The sequence below is a fragment of the Massilia aurea genome (assembly GCF_040790145.1).
In the GTDB taxonomy this organism is placed as follows: Bacteria; Pseudomonadota; Gammaproteobacteria; order Burkholderiales; family Burkholderiaceae_D; genus Telluria; species Telluria aurea_C.
The window spans coordinates 100344-122158 of record NZ_JBFMMP010000008.1; the positions used below are offsets into that span (position 1 = coordinate 100344).

General features: G+C 64.6%; 17 protein-coding genes and 1 tRNA gene. 13 read left to right on the top strand and 5 right to left on the bottom strand.

Annotated features, from left to right (window positions below; all coding sequences use genetic code 11):
* Positions 1 to 36 precede the first annotated feature (36 nt).
* The 4 genes from AB2N08_RS13595 to AB2N08_RS13610 all read left to right on the top strand — a co-directional run bounded on the left by AB2N08_RS13595 (position 37) and on the right by AB2N08_RS13610 (position 4717).
* Positions 37 to 1038 carry a class 1 fructose-bisphosphatase gene (locus AB2N08_RS13595; RefSeq protein WP_367611186.1) on the top strand — a complete coding sequence of 334 codons (1002 nt, stop codon included), beginning with the start codon at positions 37 to 39 and terminating at the stop codon, positions 1036 to 1038.
* Positions 1039 to 1198: 160 nt separating this feature from the next.
* Positions 1199 to 1274, top strand: a tRNA-Thr gene (locus AB2N08_RS13600).
* 113 nt (positions 1275 to 1387) lie between these two features.
* Positions 1388 to 3439, top strand: coding sequence for a DUF4214 domain-containing protein (locus AB2N08_RS13605; protein WP_367611187.1), 2052 nt, complete (start codon positions 1388 to 1390; stop codon positions 3437 to 3439).
* Between the two features lie 12 nt (positions 3440 to 3451).
* Positions 3452 to 4717 (top strand): aminotransferase class V-fold PLP-dependent enzyme, encoded by a 1266-nt coding sequence (locus tag AB2N08_RS13610; protein ID WP_367611188.1) that lies wholly within the window; start codon positions 3452 to 3454, stop codon positions 4715 to 4717.
* Between the two features lie 4 nt (positions 4718 to 4721).
* Here the strand turns inward: AB2N08_RS13610 and AB2N08_RS13615 are convergent, their stop codons facing one another.
* From AB2N08_RS13615 to AB2N08_RS13625, 3 genes are all read right to left on the bottom strand, one after another.
* A complete protein-coding gene (locus AB2N08_RS13615) occupies positions 4722 to 5909 on the bottom strand; it encodes a DUF2325 domain-containing protein (protein WP_367611189.1) in 1188 nt (395 codons plus the stop codon).
* A gap of 595 nt (positions 5910 to 6504) precedes the next feature.
* On the bottom strand, positions 6505 to 7875 hold the full coding sequence (locus AB2N08_RS13620; protein ID WP_367611190.1) for an ATP-binding protein: 1371 nt from the start codon (positions 7873 to 7875) through the stop codon (positions 6505 to 6507).
* Positions 7876 to 7877: 2 nt separating this feature from the next.
* A complete protein-coding gene (locus tag AB2N08_RS13625) occupies positions 7878 to 8606 on the bottom strand; it encodes a response regulator (protein ID WP_367611191.1) in 729 nt (242 codons plus the stop codon).
* A gap of 176 nt (positions 8607 to 8782) precedes the next feature.
* On the opposite strand from AB2N08_RS13625, the gene AB2N08_RS13630 reads away from it, so the two are divergent.
* From AB2N08_RS13630 to AB2N08_RS13650, 5 genes are all read left to right on the top strand, one after another.
* Positions 8783 to 9766 (top strand): siderophore ABC transporter substrate-binding protein, encoded by a 984-nt coding sequence (locus AB2N08_RS13630; protein ID WP_367611192.1) that lies wholly within the window; start codon positions 8783 to 8785, stop codon positions 9764 to 9766.
* A 4-nt stretch (positions 9767 to 9770) separates the two neighbouring features.
* Positions 9771 to 10781, top strand: a complete 1011-nt coding sequence (locus AB2N08_RS13635; protein WP_370662418.1) for an ABC transporter permease — start codon at positions 9771 to 9773, stop codon at positions 10779 to 10781.
* 76 nt (positions 10782 to 10857) lie between these two features.
* Complete coding sequence (locus tag AB2N08_RS13640; RefSeq protein ID WP_367611240.1) at positions 10858 to 11745, top strand: iron chelate uptake ABC transporter family permease subunit; 888 nt, start codon at positions 10858 to 10860, stop codon at positions 11743 to 11745.
* Positions 11742 to 12497, top strand: a complete 756-nt coding sequence (locus tag AB2N08_RS13645) for an iron ABC transporter ATP-binding protein (RefSeq protein WP_367611193.1) — start codon at positions 11742 to 11744, stop codon at positions 12495 to 12497. The genes AB2N08_RS13640 and AB2N08_RS13645 overlap by 4 nt, the downstream gene beginning before the upstream one ends.
* A gap of 151 nt (positions 12498 to 12648) precedes the next feature.
* On the top strand, positions 12649 to 14574 hold the full coding sequence (locus AB2N08_RS13650; RefSeq protein WP_367611194.1) for an alkaline phosphatase family protein: 1926 nt from the start codon (positions 12649 to 12651) through the stop codon (positions 14572 to 14574).
* Here the strand turns inward: AB2N08_RS13650 and AB2N08_RS13655 are convergent.
* Positions 14571 to 15464 carry a cupin-like domain-containing protein gene (locus AB2N08_RS13655; protein WP_367611195.1) on the bottom strand — a complete coding sequence of 298 codons (894 nt, stop codon included), beginning with the start codon at positions 15462 to 15464 and terminating at the stop codon, positions 14571 to 14573. The genes AB2N08_RS13650 and AB2N08_RS13655 overlap by 4 nt on opposite strands.
* Before the next feature lie 380 nt (positions 15465 to 15844).
* On the opposite strand from AB2N08_RS13655, the gene AB2N08_RS13660 reads away from it, so the two are divergent.
* Positions 15845 to 16468 (top strand): DUF883 family protein, encoded by a 624-nt coding sequence (locus AB2N08_RS13660; protein ID WP_367611196.1) that lies wholly within the window; start codon positions 15845 to 15847, stop codon positions 16466 to 16468.
* Positions 16469 to 16570: 102 nt separating this feature from the next.
* On the opposite strand, the gene AB2N08_RS13665 is transcribed toward AB2N08_RS13660, so the two are convergent.
* Positions 16571 to 17545: an IS1595 family transposase gene (locus tag AB2N08_RS13665; RefSeq protein ID WP_367611197.1), complete on the bottom strand. Its 975-nt coding sequence runs from the start codon at positions 17543 to 17545 to the stop codon at positions 16571 to 16573.
* A gap of 235 nt (positions 17546 to 17780) precedes the next feature.
* Between AB2N08_RS13665 and AB2N08_RS13670 the strand changes: the two genes are divergently transcribed.
* The 3 genes from AB2N08_RS13670 to AB2N08_RS13680 are packed head-to-tail and all read left to right on the top strand — an operon-like array spanning position 17781 to position 21750.
* Entirely contained in the window at positions 17781 to 19787 is a 2007-nt protein-coding gene (locus tag AB2N08_RS13670; protein ID WP_367611198.1) for an LTA synthase family protein, read from the top strand.
* A 45-nt stretch (positions 19788 to 19832) separates the two neighbouring features.
* A complete protein-coding gene (locus AB2N08_RS13675) occupies positions 19833 to 20522 on the top strand; it encodes a response regulator transcription factor (RefSeq protein ID WP_367611199.1) in 690 nt (229 codons plus the stop codon).
* A complete protein-coding gene (locus tag AB2N08_RS13680; protein ID WP_367611200.1) occupies positions 20509 to 21750 on the top strand; it encodes a sensor histidine kinase in 1242 nt (413 codons plus the stop codon). The genes AB2N08_RS13675 and AB2N08_RS13680 overlap by 14 nt, the downstream gene beginning before the upstream one ends.
* The last annotated feature ends 65 nt before the right edge of the window (positions 21751 to 21815 follow it).

The window sequence follows — 21815 nt, forward strand, 5'->3', positions numbered from 1 at the left end:
CAAACGTACCCTGAATTCAAACAACCTGAGGAACTCATGAAACGCGTAAGTCTGACGCAGTACCTGGTGGAAGAACAACGCCAGCACCAGAGCATCAATGCTGAGTTGCGCCTGCTGATCGAAGTCGTGGCCCGCGCCTGCAAGCGCATCAGCTACTCCGTGAGCAAGGGCGCGCTGGGCGAAGTGCTCGGCAGCGCAGAGACCGAAAACATCCAGGGCGAAGTGCAGAAGAAGCTCGACGTGATCTCCAACGAGATCCTGCTCGAAGCGAACGAGTGGGGCGGTCACCTGGCCGCGATGGCGTCCGAAGAAATGGAGACCATCCGCCAGATCCCGAGCCGCTATCCGAAGGGCGAGTTCCTGCTGCTGTTCGATCCGCTGGATGGCTCGTCGAACATCGACGTCAACGTCTCGATCGGCACGATCTTCTCGGTGCTCAAGGCGCCGGAAGGCATGCAAGACCCGACCGAGCAGGACTTCTTGCAGGCCGGCAGCACGCAGGTAGCGGCCGGTTACGCCGTGTACGGCCCGCAGACGATGCTGGTGCTCACCACCGGCAATGGCGTGCATTGCTTCACGCTCGACCGCGAGCAGGGCTCGTGGGTGCTGACCCAGAGCGATATGCAGATTCCGGCGGCAACCAAGGAATTCGCGATCAATATGTCGAACCAGCGCCACTGGCATCCGCCGGTCAAGCGCTACGTCGACGAACTGCTGGCCGGTTCGACCGGCCCGCGCGGCAAGGACTTCAATATGCGCTGGGTCGCCTCGATGGTGGCCGACGTGCACCGCATCCTGACCCGCGGCGGCGTGTTCATGTACCCGGCCGACCTGCGTGACACGAGCGTGCCGGGCAAGCTGCGCCTGATGTACGAAGCCAATCCGATGGCGATGATCGTCGAGCAGGCCGGCGGCGCCGCTACCGACGGCAAAGGCCGCATCCTCGACATCCAGCCGACCAAGCTGCACCAGCGCGTGCCGGTGTTCCTGGGCTCGAAAGAAGAAGTGGACGTGGTCACTGGCTATCACGCGGCCTGATTGCGTGCCTATAACTTAGGCAAGTGCCGGGCAAATCGGAAATCTTGCGACAGGGACGCGATACACACTAGCAAGGTTGCCGATTTGTTTGCTAGAATATGGCTCTTTCGTGAGCGACGGCTGGTTCGTCGGGCATGAAAGAAGGCGAAGTCCAGGTTTCGCCGCTGTAGCTCAGTCGGTAGAGCAGCGCATTCGTAATGCGAAGGTCACCAGTTCGATTCCGGTCAGCGGCACCAACATTCAGTAGTCAGATCAAAGGGTTACAGGCTCCACGCCGGTAACCCTTTTTTCTTTGCTGCCTTGCCATGGGCATGGATATACTCTTGGTAACTAATCCTTGGGAATGACCATGGCAACCTCGCCGTATACGACTACCCGAAACGCGACCATCAGCGACGACAACCTGCTCCCCGACCACTTTGCCTATCATGGCGGCGCCATGATCCAGGTGGCAGAGGGTGACCGTGAGGTAACGGTGGACCGGGTCTATCCCGACTCGCCCGGTTCGGTGCTTGATACTTATGCCATCAGCGGCGGCGCCGACGCTGCCCTGTTCTCGATCGACCCCACCAATGGCTACTTGATCTTTATTGACGCGCCCGACTACGAGACGCCGCGCGACCTCGGGGCCGGGGCCGGCAACAACACCTATGAAGTCGAGATCACGCGACGTACCGACACCACGATCGGCTCGCAGTTGCTGACGGTGCGGGTGCTCGACGTCGACGAGCGGCAAGGCACTGCGCCGCAGTCGAGTCTGATCAACGACCGCGATGTTCAGGTACGCTACGTGGTGGACAGTGACGGCGTGCAGCGCCAGTTACTGACGGTGGGGACCCAATATGTGCCGATGCCAAATGGCGAGGACCCGTTGCCGATCGTTAGCGATAGCAGCGGCAGGACGCTGCTGAGCGCGGACATCGATTCTTACAGCGGAGGCTTGACGGCAAGCGGCAGCGTGGCGCCGAAAGCAGCCGGCGCGTCGCTGGGCGACATGCTGCGCGAGATTGACCAGCATACTGACGCCGGTTCCACCTCTCGAACGGCGCTGGCTGAAGGGGCGAGCCGTTTTCTGGCAGGTGTTGCTGCCGATACGCCGATCTTGCTGCAGACGATCGTGCCGGTGGCGGCATTTGGCGAAGGTTACAGCAGCACGATCAATCTTGCCGGTACGCCGGCAGATGGCGTCAATCCCCTGACTGCATTGGTCATCGACGCGCGTGGCCTGGCCAGCGTGGACATCCAGGTCAACGACATCGGCTTTCTCGCGCTCGCCGGTAATATCGCGCTGAACCCGGTTTCCGGCGCCGGCGCGGGCGTCCAGCAAGTGTGGGCAGACGATGCCGCTCAAACGCTGCACATGGGCGCCGACAGCGATATCGTGCACGCCGGTGGCGGCGCCGATACGATCTACGGCGACAGCGGCGACGATCGCCTGTTCGGCGACGCGGGCAACGATCTCTTCTTCGGCGGCTCAGGCAACGACTGGATCGACGGCGGCGACGACCTCGATACCCTGTACCTGGGAGGCAAGCGCGGTGATTACGTTATCCGTGTCGAAGAGGGCCATTTCGTGGTCACCGCGCGTCGCACGGCCGATGCCATGGATGAAGTCGGGAACATCACCCCGCCCGAGGGCAGCGATCGCGTCGCCAATGTCGAGTTGTTTCACTTCCTGGGGGAAGGCCGGGACGCATCCGTGCGCGGCACGTTGTCGCGCATGGTTGACGCCCTGGAGGGCCGGACGGCTACCCGCGTTGAGCTCGATGGCTGGCAAGCGGCGCTCGCGTCCGGCACGTCGCTGCGCGATATCGCCACCACCCTGCTGGCGCAGTACAGCGCAGACGACGCGTTGACGGACTATGACTTCATTCAAACGCTGCAGAAGAATCTGATCGGGGTACATGTCCATCTTGTGGACATGAACAACTGGCTCGCCTCGCTCAACGCGTCGACGCGCGCCGACGTCCTTGTGCGCTTTGGTGAAATGGGCTCGGGGACGCTGTATCTGGCGGTCGGCGGCGCAAGCACTTATGTTGCCGACACGGAGATCGGCAGCCTGGTACGCATGTACGACGCGCTGTTCGACCGTGCGCCGGATGCCGCCGGCCTGAATTACTGGATCGGCGCCTTCGAGAGCGGCAATACCATCGCGGCGATCGCCGCCACGTTCGTGACTGTCGCCGAAGGCGGCATCAGCGCCATGACCGATACCGAGTTCATCGCGCACCTGTATCAGTCCGGCCTGGAACGCACCGCCAGCGCGGACGAAATCGCAGGCTGGATCAAGCTGATGGACGAAGGGGCGCTGAACCGTGGCGACCTGCTGCTGGGGATCGCCGATTCGGCCGAAATGACAGCGCTCGTCGGCATGATGAGCACGACCATCGACGTGACTTGACCAGGCAGGTTCATGAGTACATTTGCATATCGCAGGCGTAGCCTGCTGCGCAGCGCGGCCGGGCTGACGCTCGGCGGCGCCAGCCTCGCGCAGGCCGCACCTTCCGCCGCCGGGACAGCACCGGCAGGCGCCGATCCCTGCGCCAGCTACGACGTCGCCGGCGACATCGTCAATCTCGAAAACGCCTACTACGGCATCATGGCGCGCCCGGTGCTCGAGGATTACAAGCGCAACCTCGACTACCTGAACCTGCACAACTCCCACTACCTGCGCACGCGCTTCGATCGCGGCGTGATGCCAGAGATCCGCGCGCAACTGGCCGCCTTTGCCGGCGTGGCGCCGACGGAGATCGCGCTCACGCGCAGCGCGGTCGAGTCGCTGCAGAACCTGATCGTCAATTACAAGCCGCTGAAAGCCGGCGAGACGGTCATGATCGGCAATCTCGATTACGGCACGGTGATGGATGCGATGCGCGAACTGGCGCGGCGCCGGGGCGCCGAAGTGGCGTCGGTCACGCTGCCCGACATGGCCACGCGCCAGAACGTCATCGACGCCTATCGCATGGCGCTTGAACAGCACCCGCGCACCCGCCTGCTGCTGCTGACGCACGTGAGCCACCGCACGGGCCTCGTGCTGCCGGTGGCCGAGATCGCGCGCATCGCCCGCGCGCGTAATGTCGATGTGGTGGTGGACGTGGCGCAGTCGTTTGGCCAGCTCGATTTCAGGATCGCCGAACTGGGCGCGGATTTCGTCGGCGCCAACCTGCACAAGTGGATCGGCGCGCCGCTGGGACTGGGCTTTCTGTACATCCGCGAAGGCCGGTTGCAAGACATCGACATTGACTGCGGCAACTCCGAGCACCCGGCCACCGACATTCGCGCGCGCGTGAATGCCGGCACGCTCAACGTGGCGGCGGTGATGACGATTCCGGCGGCGCTGGCGTTCCACGCGCGCATCCCGCTGGCGGCGCGCGCGGCGCACCTGCGCGGCTTGCGCGATTATTGGGTGACGCGGGTGCGGCGTATGCCGAACGTGCAGGTGCTCACGCCCGACGAGGCGGGGATGACGGGGGCGGTGACGTCGTTCCGCATCGCCGGCAAGACGTCGATGGAAGCCAATGTGGCGTTGGCGCGCCGGTTGGCCGACGACCACGGTATCTTCACCGTCGCGCGCGAAGGGGCGGCAGGTGGCGGCTGCATCCGCGTGACGCCGTCCTACTTCACGACGACGGCGCAGCTGGATCGCCTGGTGGCGGCGATCCGCACGCTGGCCGCCTGAGTATTTAGCCCGGCTGCGTTTCTTCGGTAGCGGCTTCCTGCAAGCCGCGCGCCAGGCTCGAGACGCTCGGGTTGTCGACGAACACGCAGCGTTTGCCGTGGCGCTTGCAATGGTCCTTCACGCGCCAGTAGGCGCTGTGGCTGATGCAGCCGGTCTGGCAGATCACCAGGTCGGCGGCGGCCAGGCTGGCATCAAGCTGGCTGCTGCTGTCTTCCAGGCCGCCATCGTGGTGCGCGAACTGGGCGCCGACGCGTTCAATCATGTTGCGATAAATCGGCACGCTGCTGCTGCGGCCACCGACGCACAGCACGGCGCGGTTTTCCAGCCGCACCGGCATGGCAACTGGCATGGCGACGGGTTCCGGCGTCGGCCCGGGGGCGGTTTCCGCTTCCGGTGCGTTGGTACGCAACGTTTTCAATTCCGCGACCTGCGCGCGCAGGGCCAGCTCGCGCGCTTCCATTTGCGCGATGCGATCGGCCATGCGTTCACGGGTGTCGAGTTCTGGGACGCTGGCCTGCAGGCGCGCCAGCTCGGCGCGCAGGGTCTGCAGATCGCCATCGCGGGCGATGGTGGCTGCGCGTGCCGACATCAAGAGCTGCTCATGGCGCTCGGCGTCGAGGGCTTTCTCTTGCACCAGCGCGTTGCAGCGTTCCTGCAGGCGGGCCAGGTCGCGTTCGAGGCGGGTATTGTCGGCGACGATCGCATTGAACTTGTTGATATCGGCGCGGGCGCAGGCGCCGGCCTGGTGCTGGACCATGTGGATGTCGCGGCACATCTTTTCTTCGAGCGACACGGTACAGCGCGGATGGGACAAGCCAGCCCAGAACGCACCGGCCACATCGCCCGCCGCGACAGCCGCCTCCCACATCGCCTCGACCTGCTCGGTAGTCTTGGCCGCGCGAAAGCGCTGGACATGCTGGGCGTAGCGGCGTTCGAGTTCCTTCTGGACCGCATCGGCGACGGGGGTGCGCAGCGCGCATTCGCTGACGGTACCGACGTGGATGTCATAGTCATCATGCAGCACTTTCCCGCCCGTCACCTTCTCGACCAGCTTGCGCAAACCGTTCAGCGGCAACCCGACACCCACGAGCGGACAATGCGACGCATGAGACAACTCCCAGACACGCCGCCGGCGCGAGCTCTGTGATCCATCGATGGAGCAGGGTACGGTCGAAGCGTGTTTGTCGCACATGGCAGATCCTCTGGGCACGAAAAGTAGCGGCGGAAGGCAGCGCCCTCCATCAAATGATAATGATTCTCATTCATTCTATCGCAGTCCGCCAAGCGTGCAAGCGAAATCTGTCGCCACCCCACAAATTACTTCAAAGAAAAATTAGGGTCAGAGTAGAATTTTTGAGCAATTTCTCATAATTGCTTTTAATTCGACTGCGACCCTGATTATTCTCTGGTCAGCACAATTGTTAATCCGGCCACTCTGTCCCCGTTAAATAGAAATGTATGAACAATTGCTCAATAATTCGACTCTGACCCTAATTGATCTTGTGTCCCTTAATTGCTCAAAGATACTATCTTTAATGATTTCAATTGAGTCTTGAAATTAATGGGTTCTCCTATGGAAGATTAATTTTCCAAAAGCGAAAAGAAGCCAAAAAATAATTAGGGTCAGAGTCGAATTAATTTGCAATTTATTTATATTCTAGCCGGTTGGCTATGGTTTTTTGTAACGCTGAATACAAGAAATTGCCAATTAATTCGACACTGACCCTCATTGCGAGAAATTCGGAGAAATTGCTCAACAATTCTACTCTGACCCTAATTGGGTTTTATCAGGTGGGGAGGGCGATTGTTGCGCTCAGGCCGGTTGGGTGGCGGTTGCTTAACGTGAGGGTGCCGCCGTGGGCTTCGATGCAGGAGCGGGCGATGGAGAGGCCCAGGCCTACGCTGCTGCTGTTGCCTGCCGTCCCTGTGCCTGCGCCTGCGCCTGCGCCTGCGGTCGCCACTGTGTCGCTGCAGCGCGCGGGGTCGAGGCGGGCGAAGGGTTCGAAGACGCGGGCCAGTTCGTGTTCGGGGATGCCGGGGCCGTTGTCGGTCACGGTCAGCGTCACGTCGGCATGGCCCGCGCTTGCGCTGAGCGTTACATCGGTGCCGTGGCGGATCGCGTTGTCGGCCAGGTTGCCCACCGCGCGCCGCAGCGCGATCGGGCGGCAGCGGTAGGGCAGTGTCAGTGCGCCCGTGTAGCGCACCTTGATCCCGGGGCGCGCCAGGTCGGCCGTCAGCTCGCGCATCAAGCTGGCCAGGTCGATATCTTGCGATGGCTCGCCGATACAGTCGTCGGCCGCAAAATGCAGCGTTTGTTCCACCATCTGGCCCATCGCCTCGAGCGTGCGCGTCATCGCGCGGCGCAGTTCGGGGTCGTCGATCAGCTCCACCCGCAGGCGCAGCGACGTGATCGGCGTGCGCAGGTCGTGGCTGATCGCGGCCAGCATGCGCGTGCGGTCCTCGACGAAGCGCCGCTGACGCTCGGCCATCGTATTGAATGCGGCCGTCAGTTCGCGCGCCTCGCGCGGGCCCGTGACCGGCAACGGGCCATCGTGCTCGCCGCGGCTGAAGCGCTCGGCCGCGCCTTCGAGCGCGCGGATCGGCCGCAGGATGCGGCGGATGAACGGCAGCGCCACCAGCAGCACCGGCAGCACGCTCACCGGGATCGAAAAGTGCAGCGGCCGCCACCATGGACTCGCCCCCGGCGACTGCTGGTAGCCGATGAGCCAGCGCCCGTCGGGCAGTTCGATCGAGGCGAGCATGCCGGCCCTGGGGGCGCCATCGCTGCCGGGCAGGTGGTCGGTCAGCTCCACCCAGCTGCGCGGCGCCGGCGCCTTCGGCAAACGCTCGGCCAACGCGCGCGACTGGCTTTGTTCGGCCTTGTCCATCGGATGACCGGCCTGGCTCGGACTCGCCGCCAGCCAGAAACGCGACGTGGTCGAACCTAGCGCTGCCAGCATCGCGTCGCCCTTGTCCGGCGACAGGCGCAGCACATGGTACAGGCCCGCCATGCGATCGAGCATATAGCGCGCCGCCAGCGGATGCATGCCGTCCGGGGATAGCTGGCGCACGACGATCGCGGCGGCATGCGCCACCATCACGGCCAGCAGCATCGTGGCGATCAGCTGGCCGCCCATCGTCTTCGGGATCAGGCGCATCGTTATGCCGCGGACAGCGGCCGCACATCGGCCGTGAACACGTAGCCGTCACCCCACGAGGTCTTGAGCAGGCGTGGCCGGCGCGGATCGCTTTCGAGCTTCTTGCGCAGTCGGCTCACCTGGCTGTCGATGCTGCGATCGAAATTCTGCACCTCGCCATCGCGCGTCAGGTCGAGCAGTTCGTCGCGGCTGAGCACCTTCCCGGCCCGCTCCACCAGCACGCCGAGCAGCCGCAGTTCGGCGCTGCTCAAGGCCACCGGCTCGCCGCCCGCATCGCGCAGTTCGCGCCGGTTCATGTCGAGCGTCCAGTCACCGAACGCGTAGCGGCGGCCCTGCCACTGCGCGGCCGCGCGGCCCAGGCGCCGCAGCATGCCCTTGATGCGCGCCACCAGTTCGCGCGGGTCGAACGGCTTGGTCACGTAATCGTCGGCGCCGATCTCGAGCCCCGCCACGCGATCGTCCTGGCCGGCCATTGCCGACAGCAGGATCACCGGCGTGGCCGTGGTCTCGGCCAGATGCCGGCACAGCGACAGGCCGCCTTCGCCGGGCAGCATCACGTCGAGCACCACCAGGTCGATCGGATGCTCGCGCAGCAGCGCACGTGCGGTCGCGGCGTCGGGCGCAGTCAAGACCTCCAGCTCATGCCGGCGCAGGAAGGCGGCCAGCGGATCGCGGATGTCGGCGTGGTCGTCGACCACGAGGATGCGGGAGGGGCGGGGCACTGGCGTCATGGCGTAACGACGAACGTTTGCCACAACTTGACAAACTTTCTGGGGGTTAATTTCATATGATAATGATTATCATTCAGGCGGGGCAGGTTGGCAATACGTGGGAATACGTGGCATTGCGTGTTCGCCGCCACCTCGCTCTGGCACATCCACACCAGACAATCCAGGATCCGACGCACATGCTGACGCACATGAACACCGCCACTTTCCCCCGCCGCCGCGCCATCGCCGCCCTCGGCGCCGCCTTGACCCTGTCGTTCGCTGCACTGCCGGCCCAGGCCCAGGCCCAGGCCCAGGCAAAGGGCAGCGTGCAAATCAAGCATGCCAGCGGCACCACGACCGTCCCGGTCAACCCGAAAAAAGTCATCGTCCTCGACGCGACGAGCCTCGACAACCTGGCCGCACTCGACGTCGCCGTGGCCGGCGTGCCGACCATGAGCACCACCGCGCGTCCGCTGCCGCGCCAGCTGGCGCGCTTTGACAGCGCCCCCAAGATGGGCACCCTGTTCGAGCCTGACTACGAAAAGATCCACGCCGCCAGGCCCGACCTGATCATCGTCGGCGGCCGTTCGCAAGCCAAGTACGCACAGCTGACGAAGATCGCCCCGACCATCGACATGACGGTCGACCGCACCAACCTGGTGGCCAGCGCGAAGAACAACCTCACGCTGCTGGGCGGCCTGTTCGGCAAGCAGGCGCGCGCCCTTGAGTTGACAAGAAAACTCGACACCTCGATCGCCACGCTGAGAACCCAGTCGGCCAGTGCCGGCACGGGCCTCGTGATCCTGACCACCGGCGGCAAGATGAGCGCCTACGGTCCGGGCTCGCGCTTTGGCGTCCTGCACGACACCTTCGGCATCAAGCCAGCCGTCGCCAAGCTCGATACCTCGAACCACGGCCAGGCGATCTCGTTTGAATTCATCCAGAAGACCAATCCCGACTGGCTGTTCGTGATCGACCGCGACGCCGCCATCGGCCGCGAAGGCACGGCCGCCGCCAGGTTTCTCGACAATGAACTGGTACGCCAGTCCAACGCCTGGAAGAACAAGCGCGTCGTCTACCTCGATGGCCTGAACTGGTACACGCTGGGCAGCGCCGGCATCACCGCGCTGCAGGAGAACGTCGACCAGTTGTCGCGCGCCCTGGGCACCGCGGGCCGCTGACGGGATGGTGGTAACGAAAGCGGGAAGCCCGGCACGTGCTTCCCGCAAGATCTCTCACGCCTGGCTCGCGCTGCCGCTGTTGATGACGGCGGCGCTGGTTGCCCTCAGCATCGCCATCGGCGCGGCCGATTTCAGCTTCGCCGGCCTCTTGGCCGGTACGCAATCGGACGCCTGGCAACTGCTGGTCGTGAGCCGTCTGCCGCGCACCCTGGCGCTGCTGCTGGCCGGGATGTCGCTGGCGGTTGCGGGCCTGATCATGCAGATGCTGGTGCGCAATCGCTTCGTCGAACCGTCCACCGCCGGCACGATAGAGTCGGCGACGCTGGGCGTGCTGGTGCTGGCGCTGCTCGCGCCCGACACGCCGGTGTTCGGCAAGATGCTGGTGGCCGCCGCCTTTGCGCTGGCTGGCACTTTTTTATTCCTTGGCCTGCTGCGCCGGATTCCGCTGCGCTCCCCGTACCTGGTCCCGCTCATCGGCCTGATCCTGGGCGGCGTGGTGCAGGCCGTGACGACCTTCTTCGCGCTGCGCTACGACATGCTGCAAACGCTGCACGCGTGGACCGTCGGCGATTTTTCCGGCGTGCTGCGCGGGCGCTACGAGCTGCTATGGATCGGCGGCGCGCTGGCGCTGGCCGCCTGGTTTGCGGCCGACCGCTTCACGGTGGCCGGCATGGGCCAGCAGTTCACCACCAACCTGGGCCTGAACTACCAGCGCCTCACGTTATGGGGCTTGATGATCGTCTCGGCGATATCGGCAGTGGTGGTGGTCACGGCCGGCAGCATTCCCTTTCTCGGCCTGATCGTGCCGAACGTGGTCAGCATCCTGTTTGGCGACAATATGCGCCGTTCGGTGCCGTGGGTCGCGATCCTGGGCGGCCTGTTCGTGCTGGCCTGCGACATTGTCGGCCGCCTCGTCGTGGCGCCCTACGAAATCCCGATCGGCACCGTGGTCGGCGTCATCGGCGGCGCGCTGTTCTTGTTCCTGTTGTTGCGAGGTCGTTCCCGTGGCGCCTGAGTTTTCAATCAAAATACCGCCCGGTATCCGGGTGGCGCTGCTGGCTGGCTTGGCGCTATCGCTGGTGGCCACCTTCATGCTGATCGGCGCGAACGGCAACTGGGATTTCGTGCTGCCATTCCGCGGCGCCAAGCTCGCCGCGATGCTGCTGGTCGCGTATGCGATCGCGGTGTCGTCGGTGCTGTTCCAGTCGATCACGCACAACCGCATCCTCACACCCTCGATCATGGGCTTCGATTCGCTGTACCTGCTGATCCAGGCCGTGATCATCTTCAGCATCGGCATCGATCCTCTCACCGGGACGGGCAACCCGAACCTGCGCTTCGCGTTCGAGGTGGTCTTGATGACGGCCTTTGCCTGCCTGCTGTTTCGCGCATTGTTCACCGGCGCGGCGCACAGCCTGCACCTGATGCTGCTGGCCGGGGTCGTGTTCGGCCTGCTGTTTCGCAGCCTGTCGAGCTTTGTGATGCGCCTGATCGATCCGAACGAATTTTTGGTGCTGCAAGACCGCATGTTCGCCTCGTTCAATGCGATCCAGACCGGCTTGCTGTCGGTGGCGGCGCTCGCCATCGCGCTGGCCTCTCTCGTGGCCTGGCGCCTGCGCCACCGCTACGACGTGCTCTCGCTCGGACGCGAGATCGCGGTCAATCTCGGCATCGATTACCGCCGCACGGTCATGCTCACCCTGGCCCTGATCGCGGTGATGGTGTCGGTGTCCACGGCGCTGGTCGGGCCGGTGACGTTCTTCGGCCTGCTGGTCAGCAACCTGGCGTACGTCACGGCCGGCACCGACCGGCACAAGTACGTCGTGCCGATGGCGGTGCTGTGGGGCGTCGTGTTCCTGGTCGGCGGCCAGCTGCTGCTCGAGCGCGCGCTCGAACTGAACGCCACGGTCGGCGTCGTCATCGAGTTCGTCGGCGGCTTGCTGTTCCTGTTCCTGATTACCCGTAAAAGGTCGACATGATCGAAGTCTCCAGCCTCACCAAACGCTATGGCGACAGCGTCGTCGTCGACGATGTCACCTTGCTGCTTCCCGCTGGCGGCGTGACCGCCATCATCGGTCCGAACGGCGCCGGCAAATCGACCGTGCTGTCGATGATCAGCCGCCTGCTGCCGCTGAGCGAAGGCCGCGTGCTGGTCGACGGCATCGACGCGGCGCGCGGCGACAGCGCCGAACTGGCCAAGCGCCTGGCGATCCTGCGCCAGGATAACCACCTGCCGATGCGCCTGACGGTGCGCGACCTGGTCGCCTTCGGGCGCTATCCGCACACGAAAGGGCGTCCCACCGTCGATGACGCCGCGCACGTCGAGCGCGCACTGGGCTACCTGGGCCTGGACGCATTGGCCGAGCGCTTTCTCGACCAGCTCTCGGGCGGCCAGCGCCAGCGCGCTTTCGTGGCGATGGTGCTGTGCCAGGACACTGATTATGTGCTGCTCGACGAGCCGCTGAACAATCTCGACATGCGCCACGCTGTGGACATGATGCGGCTGCTGCGCCGTGCGGCACGCGAATTGGGCAAGACGGTGATCCTGGTCCTGCACGACATCAACTTCGCCTCGTGCTACGCAGACCGTATCGTGGCCATGAAGGACGGCAAGCTGGCCTGTCACGGCACGCCGCTCGAGGTGATCCAGCCCGACGTGCTGCACGCGCTGTACGGGCTCGATATCCGCGTGATGGATGCCGACGGCCAGCGCATCTGCGTGTATTACTGACAAATACATTGCCTGCGTGCGCACGGATGGGCAACTTTGATTTCCGGATGGCTCTGTTACACTGGACTGATCTTTTCCACAGTCAGCCGTCGTCCGCGTGATACATATACACACTCCCAACGGCCTCCCATCCGTCCTCGCCGGTCCCTTGTTGCGCCGCCTCGAACCTGGCCGTCTCGTGCTCTGGCTGGTGGGCAGCACGCCGCTCGACCTGACGCTGGTACTCGCGCCGCATGGCGCCGCGCCGCAGCGCCTGACGCTGGACAAGACGGCGTGCCGCGTCATCCCGATCGGGCGCGACGCGCACATCCACTTCATCGACGTCACGTTGCCCACGCCGCTGCCGCAGGACACGCTGATCGACTACGACCTGCTGCTGACCGACGTCGCCGGCGTGGAACAGGGCATCGCTGCCTGGGCGCCCCACCTGGTGCACGAGGGCGCATCGATGCCGAACCTGGTGCTGCGCAGCCGTTCCGACAACATCCTGTATGGCTCGTGCCGCAAGCCGCATCACCCGTCGCGCGACGGCCTGGCGCGCGGTGACGACCTGATCGCCGAACACCCCGACCAGGCGGGCGAGCGGCCGTCGATGCTGCTGCTGGCCGGCGACCAGGTGTATGCCGACGACGTGGCCGGCCCGATGCTGGGCGCGACCCATGCGCTGATCGAGCGCCTGGGCCTGTTCGGCGAATGCGTCGAAGGCGCCATCGTCAAGGACAGTGCCGAGTTGTATGCGCATCCCGACGGTTATTACGGCCGCCAGCGCCTGCTGCCCGCCTTCAAATCGAACGAGGCGCTGCGCGAGAAGTTCTTCGGCGGCGTGGAAAAGCCGATCTTCACCACGGCCAATGCGGACAACCACCTGATGACGCTGGGCGAAGTACTGGCCATGTACCTCCTGGTCTGGTCGCCGGTGCCATGGCAGGTGGTGGGCAAGATTCCGATGCCGCCCCTCGACCCGAAGTGCCAGGAGCGCTGGCACACCGAGGGCGAGGCGCTCGCCGGCTTCTGCGCCGAGCTGCCACGGGCCGCGCGCCTGCTGGCGCACGTGCAGACGCTGATGATCTTCGACGACCACGACGTCACCGATGACTGGAACCTGTCCTATAAATGGGAAAAGACCGCCTACGGCCACCCGTTCTCGCGCCGCATCATGGGCAATGCGCTGGTGGCTTACATGCTGTGCCAGGGCTGGGGCAACCGGCCCGACGTCTTCGGCGAGGTGCTGGACGACATGGCGGCCATGGCGGGCAGGCCGGACGCGAAGAACCGCCTCGAACCCGAGCCGCATGGCGCCCTGATCGAGCGGCTGCTGACGTTTCGCCAGTGGGATTACATGCTGCGCACGCAGCCGGCCGTCATCGTGCTCGATACGCGCACGCGGCGCTGGCGCAACGAGCGCCGGCCAAGCCATCCGTCCGGCCTGATGGACTGGGAGTCGCTGACCGAATTGCAGCATGAGCTGATTGATGAAACGGCGGCGGTGATCGTCTCGGCCGCGCCGATGTTCGGCGTGAAGCTGATCGAGGTGGTGCAGAAGGTTGCTACCGTGATGGGCCAGGCCTTGACGGTCGATGCCGAAAACTGGATGGCGCACCGCGGCGCGGCGGGGAGTTTGCTCAACATCTTCCGCCACTCGCGCACGCCCGGCAACTACGTGATCCTGTCGGGCGACGTGCATTATTCGTTCGCCTACGATGTGGAAGTGCGCGACGAGAACCGGCCGCCGCACATCTGGCAGATCACCAGCAGTGGCTTCAAGAACGAATTCCCCGAAGACCTGCTCAACTGGCTCGATCGCCTTAATCGCTGGCTGTATTCACCGCGCTCGCCGCTGAACTGGTTCACCAAGCGGCGTGACATGTCGATCACGCCGCACCTGCCCGACCAGCGCAAGCACGGCGAACGCCTGTGGAATGGTTCCGGTATCGGCCAGGTCTGGCTCGACGCGAAGGGCCGCCCCGAGCGCATCGTGCAGCACAATGCCGATGGCCGGCCTTCCACGCAGTTCTTGAAGCTGGGCGACGACAAGCCGGCCAAGCGCGCGGTCGAAGAGCCGACCACCGTCGCCTAGTTGGGGGGCAAACCCGCGAGCGCCAGCGGTAACCCGCGCGCCCAGCGGTTCGACGACAGCGAAAATTCCAGCGCCCGCACCTGGTGGTACCAGCCAGCCGGCACATACAGCATGTCGCCCGGCCGCACGATGATTTCCACCAGCGCCGCCTGGCGCGCCAGCGGAAACCGCTCGTAGTCCGGCGCCTCCGGGTCGACGGGAGAGCCGAACAGCAGCGGATTTGCCTGGCGCGCATACAGAAACGCGTCGTGGTGGGGCGGCGCCAGGAAGATCCTTTTCACGCCGTGAATCTGGGCGAAGATATTGTCATCGTAGTCGCAGTGCAGCGGCGTGATCGTGCGCGCCGGGCCGATCCAGAAGCGGGGCGGTCCCATCTTGTCGAAATACGCTGGCCAGTGGCACAGACGGTTCAGTTCACTTAGCGCCAGGTTGCCCACGTACGGCGGCAGACCCGCTTCCACCGGCGTCGACAAATCCAGGTACTCGCGCAGCAGCATGTCCTGCATCGCCCGGTCCGGTGCGAAGGCGGTGTGCACGTAGTCGCCCACGCGGGCGCGCACGGGCAGGTGGCCATGCTGCGCGCGCAGCGCGGCAAAATCCAGTTGTACGATGGGCCAGCGCCCGACCACGTCGGTGACCAGGAACGGCATGCCGGCCCTGGCGCGCGCGCGAAACGCCGCCGCATCCAGGCGCGCCAGGCGCGGCACCTCGGTGAATGGCGGCAGGGCTTGCGCGGCGGCCTTGATCGCCTCGCGCATGCCGGGAATCGAATCGACGCCGCGCACCTGCGCATCGCGCTGCGCGCGCGCCGCTGCGTCCAGTGCATCATCCGCCGTCGTGCGCCGCAGCGGCGGCAGGCGCGCCGCGCCCGCGTCGTTCTCTACTACCATGTCTACCGATCCTGCCTATGATGGGGGCCGTATGGTACCGCCAGCGGCCCGTAAAGTGCGCCTAAATCGCCCAAAATGACCGCTTTATGAACCGATGTCATGGTTCTGTTAGTCAGCGCACGGTCTGTGCGTGGTGGCCATTGTATTTTTTGTATCGCGACGCAGTGAATCCGATACTGCGCCTCGGAAAGCCGCCGCAAGGCGGGTGACTGGGATGGGACGCAAAGAAAATGTACAGAGGCATCGAGTGAAATTGATGTTGACGTAGCGCAGTCCAAGACCGTTCCCGCGTGTTGTATCGGACTTATTCAATCAAAAATGTGGTGCTAGTCGAATTTCGGTCTACTCCGCGTTGGTCACTATTTTATGAGGGTTACATCATGGATAATCAAAAGTCGAACGAAGGTAAAGGCATCAACGCAACCAATCCAGCGTCGGGCAGCCAGCAAAATGCGTCGTCGTCGGGCAACCTGGGCACCAGCACGGGCACCGGCTCCCTGGGCACCAGCAGCGTGACCGGCAACAGCGGTCTGGGCAACAGCGGCAGCAGCGCCAGCACCACCGCCGGCAACACGTCGGGCTCGACCATCGGTTCGTCGACCACCCCGTCGACCACCGGTGCATCGGCCGCCGACACCACCACCACCGCTGGCGGTATCAAGGCAGCGATCTCGTCGATCACGCCAGAGAAAGCGCACGGCGCCATCGACAAGGCAGCGCAAGCAGCCCAGCCAGTCGTCGACAACATCGCATCGAAGGCACATGCCGGCGTTGACAAGGTCACTGGCCTGATCAGCACCGCGCAAGAGAAATTCGGCGACCGTTCGACCCAGCTGACCGACAAGTACTCGGACCTGTCGGCCCAGGGCAAGGAATACGTCAAGAACAACCCGGGCAGCGCACTGCTGGCTGCAGTCGGCGTCGGCTTCATCCTGGCCAAGCTGCTGGGTGGCTCGAGCGACCGTAGCGACTACCGCAAAGACTACAGCAACTACCGCGACTGATAGCGTGGATTGAGACCGGGGGTCTTCCCCGGTTGATCGGAAGCCCGCCCAGCATCTGCTGGCCGGGCTTTTTTCATATCAACATTTAAGGCGCTGTGCCCATTACCTGTGGATGAGGCTGACTGCAGCGCGCAGCAATTGTTCTGCGGTACTGATCCGCCCCCCGTCCACGGCCCAGCGCCACCCCAGGTAATTCGGCAGATAGCGCGACGCCACACCGTTGAAGCGCGCCAGCCAGCCGCGAAAGCGGCTGTGATAGGCATTCACGTTCTGCACGTGAATGGCGCCCTCGATGCCCGGGCGCACCCGCACCCGCACGCCGGCGCGCAGGTTGACGCTCTGGTGCGCCACGCCGTGCCGGCGCGCGAAGGCACGGTAGGCAGCGTTTGAATCGGTGACCAGCAGCGCCTCACGATGTAGCTTCGGCAGCAGGTGCTGTTCGAGCTGCACCGCCTTCAAGGCGCCACGGCCAACGACGGCGTCGATGGTGCCGCCATGCCGATCGCGCGCCACCAGGATGCAGTCGAGGTCATTGGAAATCCCGCGTTTGCTGGCGGCGCCGCCCCGCTTGCGTGGCGGCCGGTCTAGCTTGCGCGAGCCTTTCTGGGATTCGAGCAGGAACATCTCGTCCGCCTCGACGATGCCGCCCAACTGCGCCGGACGATCGAGCTTGACCCAGTGAAGAAACCGGTGCCGCCAGCGAAATGCCGTGTTGCGGTGCACGCCGACACGGGTCGCGGCGCGGCGGACGGTGGTGGAGTCGAGCAGGGTATTGAGGTAGTCGAGCCATTTGCCGCGCAATCTCAACCGTGCCAATGGCGTGCCGCTGAGGTCATTGAAGGTGCGGCCACAGTCGCAGCAGCGAAAGCGCTGCAGGTCGTTGGCATGACCATGCCGATGCCAGTGCGGACTGGCACACTGCGGGCACTGGCGAGTTGCGGCGCGGATCTGGCCGATCAGGGCGATAACCTGGTCGAGGCCGGCTGCCGGATGCAGGGCATCGAGCACCTGCAGGCGCTGTGGCTGATTCAGCAGGCGCAGATTGGCGAACCAGTTGGTGAACCGAGGCGCTTTCATGGGCCGCTCCTGTCGATGGCAACAGGGGTTGGACCGCGCGGCAGCTCAGCAGTTCAGTACTCATCCATAGCTAACGAGTACAGCGCCACATTTAACGCTTTCTTAACGCCTGACTAACGTTGCGATGACGGTAGGCAACCTACCATCCATATCGCATCAGAAAGCGCGTTGGATTCAGATCCGCGTGATTGATTCATCGCCAGGCGGTAGGTAGCCTGGCAAGTCCGGCGGATCCATGAACACTGACAAGCTCTATCTGCGCGGGGCAGCCAAGGCGTCGAGGCCCCCTGCATTTTCCTGGCTGGCACACAGTACGCGCCTTGCCGGGCCGTTCGCACCGCTCATCCAGATGCTGCTCATCGGCCTGGTGCTGCTCTCGAGCTTCCGCCTGGCCATGCTGGTCTGGCAATGGGAACGCGTGCGCGCCACCGGCATCGTCCCCGAGATCCTCGTGCAGGGCGTGCGCGCCGACCTGATCCTGCTTGGCTACTTCGTGGCCATCCCGCTGTTGCTGGCGCCCTTGCTGGCGCATCGCCGCACGGCCCGCGTGTGGCAGCGCTTCACGTTCGGCTGGACGACGACGGCCCTGATCTTCATCCTGTTCATGGAAGTCGCGTCGCCGCAATTCATCATGCAATACGATGCGCGACCGAACCGCCTGTTCATCGAATACCTGAACCATCCACAAGAAGTCTTCTCCACGCTGTGGCATGGCTTTCGCACCGCGGTGCTGACGGGCTGCGCGCTGACGCTGCTCTTGGGCGTGGCGCTGGTGCGCCTGCTGAAACGCGCGTCGTCGACCATGACGATGTGGCACGGCCGCAAAGTTCTGCTGGTGTGGCCGGTCCTGTGTCTGCTCGTGTTCATGCAGATCCGCTCGACTACCGGCCACCGGCCCGCCAATCCCGCCATGTTCGCGCTCACGGGCGACGCGATGGTCAATTCACTGGTCATCAACTCGGCGTGGTCGGTGCTCGACGCGATGCGCTCGATGGACAACGAGGCCAAGTCGTCCGACATCTACGGCGATTTCCCGCGCGAGCAGGTGTTCGCTGAAGTGAAGGCGGCGCCGTGGCTGCGCGATTACCAGTTCGCCCACCCCGAACTGCCAACGCTGCACTACCAGCCAGCTGCCATCACGCGCGCCAAGCCGCTGAACCTGGTCATCGTGCTGCAGGAGAGCCTGGGCGCGACGTTCGTCAAGTCGCTTGGCGGCGTGGCCGTGACGCCCGAGCTGGAAAAGCTCAAGGGCGAGGGCTGGTGGTTCGAGCAGCTGTACGCCACCGGCACGCGTTCGGTGCGCGGCATCGAGGCCGTGGTGGCCGGCTACGCGCCCACGCCGGCGCGCAGCACGGTCAAGCTGTCGCTGTCGCAGCAGAATTTCTACACGCTGGCCGCCGGCCTGGGCGACCAGGGCTACCATACCGAATTCGTCTACGGCGGCGAAGCGCACTTCGACAATATGCGCAGCTTCTTCACCGGGAACGGCTTCCAGAACATCGTCGATATCGGCGACATGAAGCCGAAGTTCGTGGCGAGCTGGGGCGCGTCGGACGAAGACCTGTTCGACAAATCGCTCGAGCGCCTGAACACCCTGCACGCCGCAAACAAGCCGTTCTTCAGCCTGATCTTCACATCGTCGAACCACGAGCCGTTTGAATTCCCGGACGGGAAAGTCACGCTGCACGATGCCGACAAACAGACCGTCAACAACGCGGTCAAGTATGCCGATTACGCGCTGGGGAAATTCATCCGCGAAGCCAAACGGCAGGCCTACTGGAAGGACACCGTATTTTTGATCGTGGCCGACCACGACAACCGCGTGTACGGCGACAGCCTGGTGCCGATCAAGAAGTTCCACATCCCGGGCCTGATCCTGGGCGCCGACATCGAACCGAAGCGCATCACGACGATCGCCAGCCAGGTCGACCTGGCGCCGACGCTGCTGTCGCTGCTGGGCGTGTCGAGCACGCATCCGATGATCGGGCGCGACCTGGTCAGGGACAGCACGACGCCGGGCCGCGCGCTGATCCAGTTCAACGATTATTTTGCGTATCTGGAAGGCGCATCGGCCACGGTGCTGCGCCCCGGCCAGGCGCCGCTGCCGGGCCGGTACGACGCTGCCAGCGGGCATTTCAGCCCGGGCAGCGGCAGCGCGACCCAGGCGCAGGTCGACAAGGCGATGGCGCACGTCATCCTGCCGTCGATTTTGTATCGGGAGCAGCGCTATCGTTTGCCCTGAAGGCCGGCGCGGATTCGGCTCGCGTTTGGTCTTACAATGACCGGCATGCGCATCCTCATCGTCGAAGATAACCCCGACATTCTGGCCAACCTGTACGGGTTCCTGGAGCCGAAGGGCTATACGCTCGACTCGGCGCGCAACGGTTACGGCGGCCTGGCGCTGGCGTCCGAAAACAACTACGACGTGATCATCCTCGACGTCATGCTGCCGGGATTGAGCGGCCTGGAGCTGTGCCAGAAGCTGCGCACCGATCTGGCCAGCGCAACGCCGGTGCTGATGCTGACGGCGCGCGACAGCCTGCAGGACAAGGTACTGGGGTTCGACAGCGGCGCCGACGATTACCTGGTCAAGCCATTTTCGCTCGTCGAACTCGACGTGCGCCTGAAAGCCCTGGCGCGCCGCGCGGGCGGGCAGCACGCGATCAGCCGCGTATTACGCTTCGGTCCACTGGTGTTCGATCCCGACCAGCAAGAGGCTTCGCGCGACGGCGTGAAGATCGCGCTCACCAAGACCGGTTATGTCCTGCTGCGCGGACTGATGGCTGCGGCCCCGCGCATCGTCTCGCGCGAAGCGCTCGAGCAGGCCGTCTGGGGCGAAGACCGTCCCGAGAGCGACGCCCTGCGCACGCACATCCACGCGCTGCGCCAGGCGGTCGACAAGCCGTTTGCGTTCCCGATGGTCCAGACCATTGCCGGTGTCGGCTACAAACTCGCGATGCCCGATGCGCGCGGCTAGTTCGCTCAGCCGCCCGATCGTCGGCGCCTTCATCCTGTTCGGCGTCGTGCTGTCGCTGTTCTTCGCGGTGCTGGCCGCGCTGGTAGTCGAGGGGATCGAAGTCCACCTGGTCGACGAACGCCTCGCCGAAGTCGAGAAATGGGCGCGGCCCCGGGCCGCTGCCGGGCTGCCGGCCGACTTGCCGGCCGGCCTGCGCTTCCACCGTGGCGACGACATCCCGCTGTCGCTGCGCGCGCTGCCGGCGGGCGTGTCCGAGGCCGACGTGGACGGCATCGGGCTGCATGTCCTGTCCGGCGCCGACGAGCGCGGGCCGTATGTGGTGGTCGATCACGAAAGCGACTATGAGCAGATCGAGATCCTCGTGTACTCGATGTTCGCCGCCTTCTTCGCCGGCTTTGTCACATTGGCGCTGTTTCTCGGCCGATTCGTCGGCCGGCGTATCGTGATGCCGATCCGCGAACTGGCCGACGCCGTCGGGCAAGGTGCGTTTGCCCTGCCGCACACCGAACGGACCGACGAATTGGGGACCCTGGCGCGCGCGCTGGCGGCGCACACGACCGAGCTGCGCGGGTTCCTCGACCGCGAACGCTTTTTCACCGGCGACGTCAGTCACGAGTTGCGCACGCCGCTCACCGTCATCATGGGCGCGGCCGAAATCCTGATCGAGAACGGCGCCAGCCCGGCAGTACGGGCGCCGGCGCAACGCATCTACCGCGCGGCGCAGGAAGCGACGGAGTGCGTCACGGTGCTGCTGGTGCTGGCGCGCGCGCCGCAGCTCGATCAGTTTGCGGCGGTATCGGTCAGCGATATCGCGCGCCGCGAAACCGAGCGCTACCAGGCCATGGTGGCAGACAAGCCGGTCACGCTGCGCTGCACCGGCGACGCGTCGTTCCATATCTGCGCGCCTGCCGAGCTGTGCGTGTCGGCCATCGCCAACCTGATTCGCAATGCTTGCCAGTACACCGAGCAGGGCGAGGTGACGGTGGTCATCGAACCCGGGCGTATCTCGGTCGAAGACAGCGGCCGGGGCCTGCCGGAAGCAGTGCGGCAAACGCTGGGCGAGGGCGTCTTGCCGATCCCGTCGAGCGGTTCCGCCGGCACCGGGCTGGGCCTGTCCCTGGTCAAGCGCATCTGCGAATACCTGGGTGCGTCGCTCGTCTACGAAAACCGGCCATGTGGCGGCAGCCGCTTCACGATTCTTTTTCCTGCGCCGTTCACGCCATCCTAACGCCGCGTTGACAGTGGCTTGCCGCCGCCCTTCCTATCCTTGACGTACTGCAGCAATGGTCGCTG